Genomic DNA, 15886 nt, shown 5'->3' on the forward strand with positions numbered 1-15886 from the left:
CGACCCCGGCCGGTACGCAGATCACCGGCAGCCGGGTGTCGGCCAGTTCCAGGAACGCCTCGCGGCTGCGCATCAGCACCACAGCGCGCTGCTGGGGCCCCCGCTCAGCCGTCGACCAACCCCGCCTCGTACGCCAGGATCGCCGCCTGCACCCGGTTGCGTACGTCCAGCCGGGTGAAGATGCTGGTCAGGTAGCTCTTCACTGTGCCCTCCACGAGGTGCAGCCGGCGGGCGATCTCGGCGTTGGAAAGGCCCGCACCCACCAGGGCCAGCACCTCCCGTTCCCGCTCGGTCAGCCCTGCCGCGCGATCCCGGGCGGCGGGTCGGCGGGCCAACCGGTCGGCCCCCAGCTCGATCACCCGGCGGGCCACCCTCGGCGAGAGGTACGCCCCGCCGTCGGCGACGGCGTGCACACCGGCGATCAGCTCACGCGGGTCGCCGGCCTTGAGCAGGAACCCGCTGGCACCGTGCCCGAGCGCCCGGGCCACGTGGTCGTCCTCGCCGAACGTGGTCAGCATGATCGTCGCGGTGTCCGGCACGACCCGGCGGATCTCGGCGGCGGCGGCCAACCCGTCCAGCCGCGGCATCCGGATGTCCAGCAGTGCGACCCGGGGTCGGTGGGCACGGACCAACTCCACCGCCGCGTGCCCGTCGCCGGCCTCGGCGACCACCTCGATGCCGGGATCGCTGGCGAGGATGGCCCGGACACCGGCCCGGATCATCGCCTCGTCGTCGGCCAGCACCACCCGGATCGGCGGTGTCCCCGTCGTGTCGGTGTCCACTAGACGATCCACTCCTTGCTGACCAGCCGGCCATCGGTGAAACAGAGCCGCCAGGTCGGCGCGGCGAGGGGAAAGTTGCCGTCGGTGTAGTACTCGCATCCGGCCCGGTCGACAGGTGTTGGGCGTTCCAACTGCCGCCGGGGCAGCCCGACCAGCTCCGACCGCGCGGTACCGACGCGCATCTGGTCGAAGGTGGCACGGTTCAGCACCGTCCCGGCGGTCGCCACCGGGTAGTAGATGAACGAGAGCACCAGGGCGAAGCCGACAGGTGCCACGAGCGCCACCAGCAGGCTGCGCCGAACCCGCCGGCGGGCGTCGTGCAGCCGCCGCTCGGCATCCACCGGCCGCTCCACAGCGCCGGGCCGCTCGTCGGACCATGACGTCAGCCCGACCTCGGCCGCCGACCCGATCGCCTCGGGCGGCGGTGCGGTGGCCGGCAACACCGCCCGTACCGCGAACCCGCCGTCGGCCCGGTGGCCGGCGTCGAGCGTCCCGCCGGCGAGGCGGACCCGCTCGGCGAGGGCCAGCAGCCCGCTGCCCTGCGACGGCGGGGCGGGCAGCGGCCCGGCCGGCGGAGCGTCGTTGACGACTGTCACCTCGACCCGGTCACCGTCGCGGGTGAGGCGCACGTCGACCGGGGCGCCCGGCGCGTACCGTGCCGCGTTGGTCAGCGCCTCCCGGACGATCCGGTGCGCCGCGTGACCGGTCATCGCCGGTAGGTCCGAGACCGCCGGGGCGGCGTCCAGGCGTACCGCCATGCCGGCCTCCCGGGCCCCGTCGACGAGGTCCGCCACTGTCTCCCCGCTCGGACGCAGCGACGCGCCAGCCTCCTCGCGGAGCACCCCGATGATCTCGTGCAGTCGCTCGGTGGCGGCGGAGACACTGGCCCGCAACTCCCCCGCCGCGGCCCGGTGACTGTCGTCCAGGTCGGCGGCGACCTCCAGGGCGGCGGCGCGCAACGCGATCAGGCTGAGGTCGTGACCGAGCGAGTCGTGCATCTCCCCGGCGATCCGGGCCCGCTCCCGCAGTCGGATTCGCTCGGCGGCACCCCGCTGCTCGCGGGTCAGCGCGTCGACGTGCCGGCGACCGGCGTCGGTCAACTCCTGCTGCTGGCGCCGGTACCGGCCGACCAACCAGGGGAACACGGCGGCGAAGAGCAGCACCGAGGCGAGCAGGAACCAGGTTGCCGCGCCGGCGCCGAGCAACCCCAGGTTGAGCGCCGTGCCACCGGCTGTGATCAGCACGAATACCATGATCGCCGGACCCACTGTGGCGCTGCGCCGCCCGGCGAGATAGCTGAAGACCGGGATGGCGAACACGAAGTTGCCATCGATCAGCGACCCGAGCACCGCCAGCACCAGGGCGACCAACGGCTGACGTCGACTCGCCGCCACCGCCACACCGAGCAGCAGCAGCTTGCCGACCAACAGCGGCAACGTGTACCGCGTATAGGGCGGGCTGGCCTCGGCGTAGCCGGCCGGGGCGGCCACCACCGCCCAGAGCAGCACGTCCAGCAGCAGGCGACGCCGCCGGTGCAGCCAAGCCGGCGGCGGTGAGTCGAGGATCCGCACGGCGGTCAGGCTACCCACGCCCGACCTGCGCGGACACCGACGAAAGTCAGGTGTTCAGCCGCTCTCCTCGGCCCAGACCCGCCAGTCGTCCAGCACCCCGTGCAGGGCCGGTGTGAGCCAACCCGGCGCGGACCGCCGGAACACACCCGGGTCCATCGCGCCGGCGCCGTCGGGCAACGCGCCGAGCAGGTTCGGCACCAGGTCGGTGAGGTTCGTCCAGTGCACCAACTCCGGCCGGGTCGGCCAGGCGCCGATCACCACACCGGCCGGCACCGCCCTACGGTCCAGCGCCTCCAGGGTCAACGCGGTGTGGTTGAGCGTGCCCAACCCGGCGCGGGCGACGACCACCGCTGGCGCGCCGAGCGACACCGCCAGGTCGGCCATCGTCCACGGCTCCCCCGACGGCCGCAGCCCCATCGGCACCAGCAACCCGCCCGCGCCCTCGATCAGCACGAGGTCGTGCTTGTCGGCCTCCGCGCGGACGGCGTCCACCGCGGCGTACAACTCCAGCGGCGGCAGGTCGGCGACCCGCGCGGCGGCCAACGGGGCGAGTGGATCCGGGTAGCTGGCCAGGGTCCGGCCGGTCAGCGGCGCGGCCAGCCGGTTGACAGCGTCCACGTCGCCGGGCTCACCGCCGGCCGTACCGGTCTGACCCGGTTTGACCACCGCCACTCGCAGCCCGGCCGCCTGCGCGGCGGCCGCGATCGCCGCGGTCACCACCGTCTTGCCGACCTCGGTGTCCGTCCCGGTGACCAGCACCGAGCCCGCCCACCCGGTCATGGGGCAGAGTCCACTATGACGTCCAGCGCCCGCTCGAACGCTGCCCGGGGCACCCCCGCGTTGACAGTGAGGCGCAGGCGGGAGCGGCTGTCCGGGGTGGATGGTGGCCGGAAACAACCCACCGCGACGCCCCGGTCACGGCAGTCCGCGGCCCACGCGGTCGCGGCCTCCGGCCCCGGGGCGGTCACCGAGATCACCGCCGCGTCCGGGGCGGAGACGGTCAGCCCGGCCGCCCGCAGTCGACCGACAGCCAGCCCCACCCGGTCGGCGAGTTCGGCGCGCAGGTCGTCGCCGGCCTGGGCGAGCCGCAGCGCGGCGTGCACACCGGCGGCGACCGCCGGCGGAAGTGCCGTGTCGAAGATGAACGTGCGCCCGGTCTCGACCAGATGCCTGACGAACTCGGCCGGGCCGGCGACAACGCCACCCGCGCCACCGAGCGCCTTGGACAGGGTGGCGGTGACCACCACGTCCGGCTCGCCGGCCAGCCCGGTGGCCGCCACCGCGCCCGCGCCGGCCGGGCCGGTCAGGCCCAGCGCGTGCGCGTCGTCGACCAGCAGCAGGGCGCCGTGCCGGCGGGCCACCGCGTGCAGCCGAGCCAGCGGGGCGAGATCACCGTCGACCGAGAAGACCGACTCCGTCACCACCACCGCCGGGCGGCCGGGAGCGGCCGCGAGCGCGGCGGCCACCGCGTCGACGTCGGCGTGCGGCGTGACCACCGTCTCCGCACCGGAGATGCGGCAGCCGTCGATCAGCGACGCGTGGTTGTGCGCGTCGGAGACGAGCAGCGTGCGAGGTTGGACGAGCGCCCGCAGCGCGCCGAGGTTGGCCAGGTAGCCGGAGGAGAAGACCAGGGCGCCGTCGGTGCCCAGCCAGCGGGCCAGGCCCTCCTCCAGCGCCCGGTGCGCGTCGGTGGAGCCCCGGACCAGTCGCGAGCCGGTAGCCCCCAGGCCGTACGCCGACAGGGCCGCCGTGGCCGCGGCGATGACGTCCGGGTGGGTGGCCAGACCGAGGTAGTCGTTGCCGGCCAGATCGGTCATCTGATCGTCGGCCGGACGCGGATGCAGTCGCCTGGTGAGCCCGGCCTTCGCCCGCAGCTCCGCACGGCGGTCGAGCGCCGCCAGCCAGTCCGCCACCGTCACCCTCCCCCGCTGTGCGTGCCGGTCAGCCCGACACCCGCCGGGCGAAATTACCACCCGCCGCCACCAGCCCGACCATTCCACTCGGTGCGAGCTGTCCACCAACTGCCAGGACATTCCGGCTGATCGGGGGCTCTCGCACAGGCCTAGTAGGGTACGAGCCATGCCAGAGATCCTCGACCAGGCCCGGACCCAGGTCCTGGGTGACGGTGTCGGCCTCGATCAGGCCGGCATCCTCGCCGTGCTGAACCTGCCCGACGAGCACCTGCCCGCCGCCCTCCAGCTCGCTCACGACGTGCGGATGCGCTGGTGCGGCCCGGAGGTCGAGGTCGAGGGAATCGTCTCGCTCAAGACCGGCGGCTGTCCGGAAGACTGCCACTTCTGCTCGCAGTCGGGCCTGTTCACCTCGCCGGTGCGCTCGGTCTGGCTGGACATCCCGTCGCTGGTCGAGGCGGCGAAGCAGACCGCAGCGACCGGGGCGACCGAGTTCTGCATCGTCGCCGCGGTCCGCGGTCCGGACGCCCGACTGATGAAGCAGATGCGCGAGGGCGTCGCCGCCATCAAGGCGGCTGTCGACATCCAGGTCGCCGCGTCGCTGGGCATGCTCAGCAAGGAGCAGGTCGACGACCTTGTCGACATGGGTGTGCACCGCTACAACCACAATCTGGAAACCTGCAAGTCGTACTTCCCCAACGTGGTCACCACGCACTCGTGGGAGGAGCGCTGGGAGACGCTGCGGATGGTGCGCGACTCCGGCATGGAGGTGTGCTGCGGCGGCATCCTCGGCCTCGGTGAGACCGTCGAGCAGCGGGCCGAGTTCGCCGCGCAGCTCGCCGAGCTGAACCCGCACGAGGTGCCGCTCAACTTCCTCAACCCGCGTCCCGGCACCCCGCTGGGTGACCGTCCGGTGGTGGAGGGCAAGGACGCGCTACGGGCCATCGCCGCGTTCCGGCTGGCCATGCCGCGCACCATCCTGCGGTACGCCGGTGGTCGCGAGATCACCCTCGGCGACCTCGGCACCCGTGATGGTCTGCTCGGCGGCATCAACGCGGTGATCGTCGGCAACTACCTGACCACGCTGGGTCGACCGGCGACGGCCGACCTGGAGCTGCTGGACGAGCTGAAGATGCCGGTCAAGGCGCTCTCCGCCACGCTGTGACGACAATGACGACGACTGAGCTGTGGTGCGACCGGTGCGGTGAGTCGGCTACGGCCGCCCACCCGGCCTGCGCGTCGGCCCGCCAGTTGGAGCCGCCCCGGTTCTGCCCCCGCTGCCGTCGCCGGATGAAGGTGCAGGTGCTGCCGGTGGGCTGGTCGGCGGTCTGCGTCGAGCACGGCGAGATCCGGGGCTGAGCCGGTGCTGCGAGGGCGGGCGGTGACACTACGACCGGCGACGGTCGCTGACGTGCCGGCCCTCGCCGCGATCCGGGCCGACCCGGAGGTACGCCGGTGGTGGCGGGGCGGCGACGACCTGGCCGACTCCGTGCGCGCCGACCTCGCCGACGACGACCTGCACGTGTACGCGATCGAGCACGAGGGTCGGGTGATCGGCGCGATCCAGTGGTACGCCGAGGCGGACCCGGACTACCGGCACGCCAGCCTTGACGTCTTCCTCGACCCGGCGGAGCGCGGCGCCGGTCTCGGTGGTGACGCCATCCGCACCCTGGCCCGACACCTGATCGACGAGTACGGCCACCACCGCTTCACCATCGACCCGGCAGCGGCGAACAGCGCCGCCATCCGGGCGTACGCGAAGGTTGGTTTCCGCCCGGTCGGGGTGCTGCGCCGCTACGAGCGTGGCGCGGACGGCCGCTGGCACGACGGCCTGCTGATGGACCTGCTCGCCGACGATCTGGTGGAGTGACTCAGGCGTCCCACAGCAGGTGGCCGTCGGGCAGTCGGCGGGCGCCCTCGGCCGGCCGGTGCGGGCTGAGGTGGCCGTCGGGCATCAGGTGCGCCACTGGGGCTCCGCTGCCCAGCGTCGCGACGTCGGCGATCAACCGCCGGTGGCAGCGCCACCACACGCTCTCGCTGCACATGACCGCGGTGGTCCGACGATCCGCAGCGGCGAGCACCTCGGCGAGCGCGTCGTCGAACTCGGCCGTCCGCGTGTGGGCGGCGTACGCCCGGAACGCCGCGACCGTCCACCAGGTGTCCGGCTCCGGCTCCCCGGCGGGGACGTGCCGTCGTCCGCCGAGCCGCGGCTCCCAGCGGTAGTCGACGCCCCTCTCGGGCAGCCATCGTTCGAGTTCCTCGCGGCGGACGTCCGGGTTGGTGCGGCTGGCCGGGTATCGCCGCACGTCCACCACCTGGGCGATCCCGGCCCCGGTCAGCAACTCTCCCAGCCGGCCCCGATCGGCAGCGCCGTGCCCGACGGTCAGCAACTCCCGCACGATCGTGTCTTGCCCGGAATCCCGCCGACCTATCCATTCGAGTTCGTCGGCGCGGCCCGAGCGCCGCGGTGCAGCCCGATATCGCTCCATTTGCCGCATTTATCGCATAAAGACTGTATCGGGCTTATCGTGCCTGGGGTGAGAGTGGAGACGAGGGGACCAGACACGAGCGCCGCCCCGATCCTCGCGGGCCGGTTCCGTGGCGACATCGAGGGGCTGCGAGGGCTCGCGCTGGTGCTGGTGCTGGTCGGGCATGCGGGCATCTCCGCGCTCCCCGCCGCGTTCGTCGCCGTTGATGTGTTCTTCGTGATCTCCGGGTTCCTGATCACCGGACTCCTCGTCGACGAGATCCGCCGAACCGGCGGAATCCGCATCGTCGACTTCTACGCCAGACGCGCCAAGCGGTTGCTGCCGGCCGCCAGCGTCGTCCTCGTGGCGAGCCTCCTGCTCACCTACCTCTTCCTGCCCCCGATCCGCTGGTCCGAGACCGCCCGGGACGCCCTGGCCAGCGCCGTCTACGCGATGAACTGGCGTCTCGTGGAGCAGTCGACCGACTATCTGCGCTCCGAGGAGGCCCCCAGCATCCTCCAGCACTTCTGGTCGCTCGCCGTGGAGGAGCAGTTCTACCTGGTGTGGCCGCTGCTCCTGCTCGTCGTCGCCCTCCAGGTTTCGCGCCGCACGTCCCGGCACACCGACGCGCGGCGTCCGATCTCGGCCGGTCGGCCGGGCCGACACCGCAGGCCGTTCCTCGGCGACCGGATGTCCCAGTGGCTGCTCGCCGCCTTCGCCCTGGTCGGCATCCCGTCGCTGGCCTGGTCGATCCATCTGAGCCAGACCGAACCCGCGCGGGCGTACCTCGTCACCACCACCCGGATGTGGGAACTGGCGTTGGGCGGTGGTCTGGCGATCCTGGGTGGACACCTGTCCCGGCTGCCGCGCCCCGCCGCGATAGCGCTCGGCTGGGCGGGTATGGCCACTGTCGCCCTCGCCGCGACGCTGATCCGACCGGAGACGGCGGCCTATCCGGGCTATCTGGCGTTGCTGCCCACCCTCGGCGCGGTCGCGATCATCGCGGCCGGGCCCGGCGCCGGACGATACGGGCCGGCCCTCCTGCTCAACAGGCGGCCGACGCGCGCGGTCGGTGCCGTGTCGTACTCGTGGTACCTGTGGCACTGGCCGCTGCTGGTGGTGGCGGAAGCCCGGTGGGGGCCGCTGGGAACCACTGCCGGCCTCGCGATGATCCTTTGTTCGGCCGTCCCGGCGGTGCTGACCTACCACCTGGTGGAGAATCCGTTCCGGTACGCACAGTTCTCCAAGGCCCGCGTGCTGCGTATGGGACTGGCAGCCACCAGCGTCACCGTCCTCAGCGGAATCGGTCTACAACTGGCGGTCCGTCCACCGGTCTCGGCCCAGGCACCGCTCGCCGGGGCCGCCTCGCAAAGCGCGTCACCCGGGGGCGGGCGGGCAGCGGCACCGGTGGACCGGTTCGCCCGCATCGTCCCCGACCCGCTCGAGGCCCGCGACGACCTGCCCGACGTCTACCGGGACGACTGCGTCACGCAGGCGCAGGAGGCAAGCCTGCGCAGCTGCACCTACGGCGACAGTGACTCGGCGGTCGAGGTGGCACTGGCCGGCGACTCCCACGCGGCGCACTGGGTGCCGGCCCTACAGGCCATCGCGGCGGAGCGCGGCTGGCGACTGGTCACCTACATCAAGACGACCTGTTCCTTCCTGACCGCGCCGATCAGCATCGCCGGGCGGCCGGACCCCAGCTGCACGGAGTGGAACCGCAATCTGCGAACCGCGCTCACCGGCGAGCGGCGACCCCGGCTGCTCATCGTCTCCAGCGTGACCCAGATTCCGCTGGTGGACGGCAGCCCGCCACCACCGGGCCCGGCGACGACGGACGCGCAGACGGCCGCGCTGTCGGAGACCTGGTCGGAGATGACCAGGGCCGGGCTGCCGCTGGTGGTCATCCGGGACACCCCGTCGTTCACCGTGGACATCGCCGAGTGCGTCTCGGCCCATCGCGAACGGCTCACCGCCTGCGCGCAGCCCCGGGAGCGCGCGCTCACCTGGGGCATACCGCAGGAGCGCGCCGCGGCCGCGGTGCCCGGCGTGCGCCTCGCCGACCTCAACGACGCCATCTGCCCCACCGAACCGTGCCCCGCGGTGATCGACGGGTTGCTCGTCTACCGGGACGCGCATCACCTGACCGCCACGTACGCCCGCAGCCTCGCCCCTCGGCTGCACGACCGGTTGCGTCAACTCGTGTCGTCACACCTGCCGTAGGCGGCATTGCCGCAGATCGTGGACAGTTACCGTCCGCGCGGCGGAGCGGTAACTGCCCACGATCTCGTCGCGGTACCGGTCAGGCGATGGTGCACTGGGTGTTGTTGACGGTGAAGGCTGTCGGTTTCGGGTTGGCGCCGCTGTACGTGCCGTTGAAGCCGAAGCTCACCGACGCGCCCGGGGCGATCGTGCCGTTGTAGGACAGGTTCGTGGCGGTGACCGCCGCGCCGCTCTGGCTGATCGTCGCCGACCAGCCCTGGCTGATGTTCTGCCCACCGGGGAAGCTGAACCGAAGGGTCCAGCCGTTGATCGCTGTGGTGCCGGTGTTGGTGATCGACACGTTGGCGGTGAAGCCGCTGCCCCAGTCGGTGGTGGCGTACCCCACCGTGCAGGTGCCGCCGACCGGCGGGGCCGCGGTGGTCACCGCGACCGGCGTGGACGCCGCGGAGGTGTTGCCCGCCGCGTCCACTGCCACCACGTAGAACTGGTACGCCGTCGAGGCGGTCAACCCGGACACCGCCTGGGTGGTGCCGGTCGGCGAGCCGACCACCACGTCGGTGGCGCCCGCCTCGCGGTAGACCCGGTAACCGGTGACGCCCACGTTGTCGGTCGACGGGGTCCAGGCCAGGGTCAGCCCGGTGGCGGTGACGGCCGAAGCGACCGGCGTGCCGGGGGTGCTCGGCGCTGTGGTGTCGGCGGTGCCGGCCGGTGGCGTGGTCACCGTGAGCTTCGGTGAGGCGGCCGACGTGTTGCCCGCGCCGTCGCGGGCCACGACGGTGAACTCGTAAGACGTCGCTGGCAGCAGCGTTGTGATGGTCAACGTCGTGCCGGTGACCGGCCGGACCAAGACCGTGTCACTGTTGACCTGGACCTCGCGGACGTCGTACCCGGCGAGGCCACTGCCGCCGCTGTCAGTGGACGGCGCCCAGGTCAGGGTGACGCTGCGGGGGCCGAGGTTCGACGCCACCGGGGTACCGGGGACGGTCGGCTTCGTGGTGTCCGGTACGACAGGGCCCGGCTCCTCGCCCCAGACGCGGGTGGCGCCGGAGTAGAGCGGCACCTTCCGGTTGGGCCCGGCGGTGGCCTGGTACGACGGGTCGTTCGTCGGGTCCCAGGTGCCGCCCTCCGGCACGCCGATCTTGAACTGGACCTCCATCCGGTGCTGCGACTGACCCGCCGGGGCGATGGTGTGCCCGGCGCAGTCCACCTCGACGTACCAGATGTCGCCGCTGAACTGCTTGGCGGTGGTCGGGGACGGGCAGCCCTGGGTGTAGCCGGCGGTAACCTGCACCGGGCCGGTGCCGTCGGGCCGGAAGTAGTACCGGAACCGGCCGTCGGTCAGCGCGCGGGCCGGGAACGCGGACTTGTTGTAGACCATCACCTTGAGCCCGGTGGCCCGAGGTTCGGCCTGCGTCACTGTGGTCTCCACTGTCAGCTCGTCGATGTCCGGCGTCTCGGCGACCGGGAAGTTCGCCAGCGGCGTGCCGCCGTACTCGGAGGTCAACCGAACCAGCGCGGACGTGAAGCCGGCGTTGTAGTCGGTGGCCACCTCGTTCATGACGTAGTCCGAGCGGCTGTCGCTGTACGCGTCGTTGGCCGAGGACGGGCCGCCGACCAGCGCGCCGTAGAGGGTGTGCCGGGTCTCCACAGGCACGGTCTGGCTGTCCCACCAGGAGCCGTGCGCGGTGCGGTGGTGCGGGTTCTTCGGTGCGTTGGCGCCGAAACCGATGACGTAGCTGGAGTTGCGGGGGTTGTCGCCGAGCGCGTAGTTGATCTGCCGGACGGCGAAGTCGTGGTAGCGCGCCTTGCGGGTGGTGTCGGTGGTCTTGTCGCTGTAGACCAGCGCGGCGAAGGAGGTGTTCGCGGCGTAGCGCAGCGCGCCCCAGGAGTCGAGCACCGCCATCCCGCCCGGCGAATACGGAACGCGCTGCCCGTTCACCCCGACGGTCCAGTAGTCCAGCCACCGGTTGGCGTCGTCGACGTACTTCTGCTTGCCGGTCAGGTTGGCCAGCAGCACGTACGCGCCGAACTGCTTGTTGTCCCAGGCGATGGTCCACTTGTAGGAGCGGGTGGTGGACTGGTTCTCCGTACCGAGCTTGTCGTACTCACTCTCGGCCTTGGCCAGGTAGCTGGCCTCGCCGGTGGCCCGGTGCAGCCAGATCGCGGCCCAGACCAGCTCGTCCTGCCAGCCGCTCCACGAGCGGTAGAAGCTCGTGGCGTCGGTGATGCACTCGTGGTAGGCCTTCCGCACCGTGTCGGCGAAGGTGTAGAGCTGCCGGGCGTGCCCCAGCAGCTTGTCCGCGTAGGCGGCGTCGGTGGGCCGGAACACCATCGAGGAGGCGGCCATCGCGGCCGCCGTCTCCCCCGCCAGGTCCGCGCCGCCACAGCTCGCATCGATCTTGTACGCGGGCCGTGCCATCGGCATCACCTCGGCCGGACCCCACCACTTGTGGTCGTCGTCGCCCTTGCCGACCTGTCCGTAGAGGACGTTTGCCGACGGGTGCGCCTTGATGAAGTAGTCGTTGACGAAGCGCAGGTTGTTGAGCAGGTGCGGCAGTTGCCCGGACGAGGTGTAACCGCTGCGGTACTCGACAGCGCCCCAGGCGAGCATCGTGGCGCTGAACGCCATCGGGAAACCGAACTTGACGTGGTCGCCGGCGTCGTACCAGCCGCCGGTGAGGTCCACGCCCGCGCTGTCGCCGTCGGTGAGCGCGCTGTCGCCGCGCCAGGAGACCCGGTTCCAGTCGGGCAGCGGACCGGACTGCTGCGCCTCGTAGAAGAGCAGCGACTTCTGCAACGCCTCGGCGTAGTTGTAGGTCGCCGCCGGCGCGGCGGAGGCGGGCCCGGACGGTGGCGCGGTCACCGCGAGGGACGCGCCGGTGAGCAGCGCGACGCCGAGGGCCAGCAGCCGCCGCGGCCAGGGCTGGTCGGCGGCCGGCGACCGGCCGGGCTGGCCGCTGAACGGCCGGGTCAGGTGGCGCATGGCGGACTCCTGTCGGAGGCGCCGCCGGCGGTCGCACCGACGCGGGACGGCGTACGGGCGGCACGGCCACCGGCGACAGCGGGGTGGCGGTGTGAACAACGGGTCATGGAAGCGCTCCCATGGATAACCGACAATGTAATGGGCGGGTCGGCGGTTGGGAAGCCTGCCGATCGGGGTGGACGCGCGCGGCGCCGCTCCCGTACTAGCGAGTAACATTGCGGAGCATCTCACACCATCGACGCAGGTCGATTGGTTTTCAACGTCTGCGCACGTCACGACGGAAGCCTCCGGAAAGATCCTCGCGCCGTTCGAGCGCTCCGGCGGCCAGCCAGACGAACGTACTGTTGCTGACCCACTACGAAGCGCGAGACAGTACCGCTCACCAGCGGTGCCGTCGACGCCGCCGCTCCCTGGTCAACCCTGAGGAGAAGCGATGGCACTACGACTCGCCGACGACACCGCCTGGGCCGACATCCTGGCCCGCGCGGTGGCCGCCACCCCGGAGGCGTTCGGCGCCGAGGTCGACGGCGTCACCACACCGCACAACCTTGTCGAGGGCGAATGGCGGGCGGTCGGCCAGCCCGCCCCGGTCCGCACCCCGGTGGACAACACAGTCCTCATCAACCTGCCCCGGGTCGACGCGACCACCGCGCGCGCCGCTGTCGCCCACGCCGCCGACGCGCACCGGGCCTGGGCCCAGACCCCGCTGGCCGACCGCAAAGCCCGGGTCGCCGAGGCAGTGGACTCGCTCACCGCCCACCGCGACCTGCTCGCCCTGCTGCTGGTGTGGGAGATCGGCAAGCCGTGGCGGCTGGCCTGCGCCGACGTGGACCGGGCGCTCGACGGCGTCCGCTGGTACGCGCGCGAGATCGACCGGATGCTCGCCGACGGCCGCGAGCCGCTGCCCGGCCCGGTCAGCAACATCGCATCGTGGAACTACCCGATGAGCGTGCTGGTGCACGCCGAACTGGTGCAGCTCCTGGCCGGCAACGCGGTCATCGCCAAGACCCCGTCCCAGGGCGGCGCTGTGTGCCTGACCGTCGCGCACGCGCTGATGCGCCGGGCCGGGCTGCCCGTCACGCTCGTCTCCGGCAGTGGTGGGGAACTGTCCGAGGTGCTGGTCCGGGCACCCGAGATCGGTGCTGTGGCGTTCGTCGGCGGCCGGTCCAACGGCGGCAAGGTGGCCGCCGCGCTGCTCGACAGCGACAAGCGGCACTTCATCGAGCAGGAGGGGCTCAACGCCTGGGGCATCTGGAACTTCTCCCAGTGGGACCTGCTCGCCACGCACCTCAGGAAGGGCTTCGAGTACGGCAAGCAGCGCTGCACCGCGTACCCCCGGTTCGTGGTGCAGCGCGACCTGGTCGACGAGTTCCTCGACATGTACCTGCCGGTCGTCCGCTCGGTCCGCTTCGGTCACCCGCTCGCCGTCGACGACGACTGGGCCGTTGGCGACCCGCTGCCGGAGCTGGACTTCGGGCCGCTGATCAGCGCCGCCAAGGCCGACGAGCTACGCCGCACTGTCGACGAGGCGGTCCGCGGCGGCGCGATCCCGCTGCACCGGGGCAAGCTCACCGGCGCTCCGTTCCTTACCGGGCAGGACACCTCGGCGTACGTCGCACCGTCGGTGCTGCTCGCCCCGCCCGGACGGTCCCGACTGATGCACGCGGAGCCGTTCGGGCCGGTCGACACGATCGTCGTGGTAGACACCACCGACGAGCTGCTGGCCGCCATGAACGCCTCCAACGGCGCACTGGTGGCCTCACTGGCCTGCGACGACACCGACGAGGCCGGCAAGCTCGCAGTGGACCTTCAGGCGTTCAAGGTGGGCGTCAACAAACCGCGCTCACGCGGTGACCGGGACGAACCGTTCGGCGGCCGGGGGGCCTCCTGGAAGGGCGCGTTCGTCGGCGGCGACCTGCTGGTGCAGGCCGTCACAGTCGGCGGAGACGGCAGGCTCTACGGCAATTTCCCCGACTACAACAGCTACCCCACCACCTGACAACCGCATCGGGAGTGGCCCCCTTGTGGACGCTCGCCGCGCACAAGGGGCCCACCTCGGGCCCTAGACGCCAGGCGTGGAGAACACGTCCTCTCGGTCCGCTCTGGCGGCGACAGCGAGCGGGACGGTGAGGGTGAGCAGCGCGCCGTCGCGCTCCACAGCTGCGGGCCGCCCCAGCCGGTGCAGCGTCCGCAGCATCGGGTCGTTTGTGGCCTGCACGTGCAGCACCAGTGCCGCGTACCCGGACCGGTCTGCGTGCTGAACCACCCGGCGTAGCAACGCCGAGCCGAGCCCACGCCGCTGCCAGTCGTCCCGCACCAGAAGCGCCGCCTCGGCCTCGTCGCCCTCGCCGAGCAGGTTCGCCATGGCGACCACCGACTCGGCAGTGCCGTCGGAGCCGGTGGTGCTGGCGATCAGCGTCAGCCCTCGGCTCGGCTCCAGCAGTCGACGCACGCGGGCCGACTGCGGCAGCGCCGCCCCGCCCAGGTAACGCCGCTGCCGGCTGCGCGGTGAGCACCCCTCGTGCAGCTCCACCACGCCGGACAGATCGTGGACGCCGGCCGGTCGGACGGCCACCTCAGCGCCGTCGGGAAGCACCAGTGTGACCTGTTCGGCGGCTCGGCGCGCCACTGTGGCGGCCAGCTCGACAAGGGCCTGCGCCCGCGCGTACTCCGCCGGGGTGAAGTCGGGCGCGGCCCGACGCAGCGCGAACGAACCGCCCGCCGGGTCCGCCAACAGCATGCTGGCGCCGGTGATCCCCCGTTCGCCGCCGACCGACGCCGGTCGCCAGCTGACGACGTCGGCGGCGAGCAGGGTCCGTAACGCCTCGCCCGTCGCGTCCGGGTCACGCACCAGCCGGTTGGCCAGCCCGAGCACCCGGGTGGGCTGGTCGGCCAGACCACGCGCCTCGCTGCGCGCCACCCAGCAGTCCCGGCCCCGACCACGCTCGACGGCGGCGATCAGCTCGGCCTCGTCGAGCGCGTCCGGCGCGTCGACCAGGAAGTCGTCCACCGCGCCCTGCTCGGTGGGCTGCACCTGCACGGTGAGGATGTTGACCCCACGCAGCGCGAGGCTCGCCGTGAGCACCGACAGGTAACCCGGTCGGTCGTCCACAGTCGCTCGGATCCGCCACAACGTCATGGTTGGCTCCCTTCCCCGGTAAGAGCCTCACCCCCGCCTGTTGCCGCCCGGTTGCCCGGCGGTGTCGGCCCGGGAACTCCTCGGGCCGCTCAGGGACCGGCGACCACCGGCGGCGCGCCGACGAGATCGAGTCGGTCACCGAGGATCACCGCGCAGGCGCGGACGAGCTGGGTGAGCCGATCCACCTCGGTGCTGTGGAACGCCGCGGCCGAGAGGGTCTCGCTGCGCTCACGGGCCACCACCAGCACCAGGCCCGCCCGGCCGAACGGCGCGATCGCGTGGTGGGTGCCGTCGGGCGTGGTCATCGACCGTCCACGCAGCGGGGTCACCTCCGGCAACCGCGGGGGTACGGGGGCACGCCAGCTCGCGTGCCCCACAGTCGCCCCGCCGCCCCCGCTTCGCGAGGCCCAGTCGACCGGCACCACCGCGGCCACTGCCCAGTCGGCGGCCAGCAGCCCCGGCACCGCGTCGACCAGGGTGGCCAACCCGTCCGCCGGGTTGGCCGCGACCTGGGCCAACAGCTCCGCGTCCTGGCCGGTGGTGGTGGGCGCGCCGATCGCCCGCCACACACCGTCCACCCGCACCCCCGGTATCGCGGCGAGGCCAGCCAGCAGCCGCTCCACCCGCGCCGCGCCCGGCCAGACGACAGTGAAGTCGTCCACCGCGCGCCCGCCGAGCCGTTCGAGGACCACGACCTGGACGATGTCCGCCCCGGAGACGCCCAACGTACGGGCGACCTGACCGAGGGTGCCCGGACGGTCCGGCAGGGTGACCCGAACTCGCAGCAACATGTCTGTCCCTCCGCTCGGC

The 15886-nt window shown here is 72.4% G+C and carries 13 protein-coding genes; 5 read left to right on the plus strand and 8 right to left on the minus strand.

Features of this window, described 5'->3' with window-relative positions:
* Positions 1 to 104: 104 nt before the first annotated feature.
* Genes AB0C20_RS19750 through AB0C20_RS19765 form a run of 4 tightly spaced genes read right to left on the minus strand, consistent with a single transcriptional unit; the run spans position 105 to position 4266 of the window.
* A complete protein-coding gene (locus AB0C20_RS19750; protein WP_357182517.1) occupies positions 105 to 782 on the minus strand; it encodes a response regulator transcription factor in 678 nt (225 codons plus the stop codon).
* Entirely contained in the window at positions 782 to 2353 is a 1572-nt protein-coding gene (locus tag AB0C20_RS19755; protein ID WP_357182520.1) for a histidine kinase, read from the minus strand. Before AB0C20_RS19755 ends, AB0C20_RS19750 begins: the two co-directional genes overlap by 1 nt.
* A 54-nt stretch (positions 2354 to 2407) precedes the next feature.
* On the minus strand, positions 2408 to 3133 hold the full coding sequence (gene bioD / locus AB0C20_RS19760) for a dethiobiotin synthase (protein ID WP_357182522.1): 726 nt from the start codon (positions 3131 to 3133) through the stop codon (positions 2408 to 2410).
* On the minus strand, positions 3130 to 4266 hold the full coding sequence (locus AB0C20_RS19765) for an 8-amino-7-oxononanoate synthase (RefSeq protein ID WP_357568467.1): 1137 nt from the start codon (positions 4264 to 4266) through the stop codon (positions 3130 to 3132). The genes bioD and AB0C20_RS19765 overlap by 4 nt, the downstream gene beginning before the upstream one ends.
* A gap of 166 nt (positions 4267 to 4432) precedes the next feature.
* Here AB0C20_RS19765 and bioB point away from each other — a divergent pair, with 166 nt between their 5' ends.
* Genes bioB through AB0C20_RS19780 form a run of 3 tightly spaced genes read left to right on the plus strand, consistent with a single transcriptional unit; the run spans position 4433 to position 6133 of the window.
* Positions 4433 to 5428 (plus strand): biotin synthase BioB, encoded by a 996-nt coding sequence (gene bioB / locus AB0C20_RS19770; RefSeq protein WP_357182528.1) that lies wholly within the window; start codon positions 4433 to 4435, stop codon positions 5426 to 5428.
* Positions 5429 to 5433: 5 nt separating this feature from the next.
* Positions 5434 to 5622, plus strand: coding sequence for a hypothetical protein (locus AB0C20_RS19775; protein ID WP_357568468.1), 189 nt, complete (start codon positions 5434 to 5436; stop codon positions 5620 to 5622).
* Positions 5623 to 5626: 4 nt separating this feature from the next.
* On the plus strand, positions 5627 to 6133 hold the full coding sequence (locus tag AB0C20_RS19780; protein ID WP_357182534.1) for a GNAT family protein: 507 nt from the start codon (positions 5627 to 5629) through the stop codon (positions 6131 to 6133).
* 1 nt (position 6134) lies between these two features.
* Here the strand turns inward: AB0C20_RS19780 and AB0C20_RS19785 are convergent, their stop codons facing one another.
* The gene (locus tag AB0C20_RS19785) at positions 6135 to 6662 is read right to left on the minus strand and encodes a DUF488 domain-containing protein (RefSeq protein ID WP_357568469.1); all 528 of its coding nucleotides are present in this window, start codon (positions 6660 to 6662) and stop codon (positions 6135 to 6137) included.
* A gap of 138 nt (positions 6663 to 6800) precedes the next feature.
* Here AB0C20_RS19785 and AB0C20_RS19790 point away from each other — a divergent pair, with 138 nt between their 5' ends.
* The gene (locus tag AB0C20_RS19790; protein ID WP_357568470.1) at positions 6801 to 8954 is read left to right on the plus strand and encodes an acyltransferase family protein; all 2154 of its coding nucleotides are present in this window, start codon (positions 6801 to 6803) and stop codon (positions 8952 to 8954) included.
* 79 nt (positions 8955 to 9033) lie between these two features.
* On the opposite strand, the gene AB0C20_RS19795 is transcribed toward AB0C20_RS19790, so the two are convergent.
* A complete protein-coding gene (locus AB0C20_RS19795) occupies positions 9034 to 11937 on the minus strand; it encodes a glycoside hydrolase family 9 protein (RefSeq protein ID WP_357568471.1) in 2904 nt (967 codons plus the stop codon).
* 433 nt (positions 11938 to 12370) lie between these two features.
* Between AB0C20_RS19795 and AB0C20_RS19800 the strand changes: the two genes are divergently transcribed.
* Positions 12371 to 13936: an aldehyde dehydrogenase family protein gene (locus AB0C20_RS19800; RefSeq protein ID WP_357182548.1), complete on the plus strand. Its 1566-nt coding sequence runs from the start codon at positions 12371 to 12373 to the stop codon at positions 13934 to 13936.
* Between the two features lie 63 nt (positions 13937 to 13999).
* On the opposite strand, the gene AB0C20_RS19805 is transcribed toward AB0C20_RS19800, so the two are convergent.
* Both AB0C20_RS19805 and AB0C20_RS19810 read right to left on the minus strand, forming a co-directional pair.
* Complete coding sequence (locus AB0C20_RS19805) at positions 14000 to 15076, minus strand: GNAT family N-acetyltransferase (protein ID WP_357568472.1); 1077 nt, start codon at positions 15074 to 15076, stop codon at positions 14000 to 14002.
* 89 nt (positions 15077 to 15165) lie between these two features.
* Positions 15166 to 15867 (minus strand): amino acid-binding protein, encoded by a 702-nt coding sequence (locus AB0C20_RS19810; RefSeq protein ID WP_238678849.1) that lies wholly within the window; start codon positions 15865 to 15867, stop codon positions 15166 to 15168.
* Positions 15868 to 15886: the final 19 nt, after the last annotated feature.

This window comes from Micromonospora sp. NPDC048843, from assembly GCF_040649965.1.
In the GTDB taxonomy this organism is placed as follows: domain Bacteria; phylum Actinomycetota; class Actinomycetes; order Mycobacteriales; family Micromonosporaceae; genus Micromonospora; species Micromonospora hortensis.

Excerpts from the sequence above, each read along its gene's own strand:
- bioB (WP_357182528.1), top strand. The coding sequence starts at position 4,433 with ATGCCAGAGATCCTCGACCAGGCCCGGACCCAGGTCCTGGGTGACGGT.
- AB0C20_RS19800 (WP_357182548.1), top strand. The coding sequence starts at position 12,371 with ATGGCACTACGACTCGCCGACGACACCGCCTGGGCCGACATCCTGGCC.
- AB0C20_RS19795 (WP_357568471.1), bottom strand. The coding sequence starts at position 11,937 with ATGCGCCACCTGACCCGGCCGTTCAGCGGCCAGCCCGGCCGGTCGCCG.
- AB0C20_RS19810 (WP_238678849.1), bottom strand. The coding sequence starts at position 15,867 with ATGTTGCTGCGAGTTCGGGTCACCCTGCCGGACCGTCCGGGCACCCTC.
- AB0C20_RS19775 (WP_357568468.1), top strand. The coding sequence starts at position 5,434 with ATGACGACGACTGAGCTGTGGTGCGACCGGTGCGGTGAGTCGGCTACG.
- AB0C20_RS19805 (WP_357568472.1), bottom strand. The coding sequence starts at position 15,076 with ATGACGTTGTGGCGGATCCGAGCGACTGTGGACGACCGACCGGGTTAC.
- bioD (WP_357182522.1), bottom strand. The coding sequence starts at position 3,133 with ATGACCGGGTGGGCGGGCTCGGTGCTGGTCACCGGGACGGACACCGAG.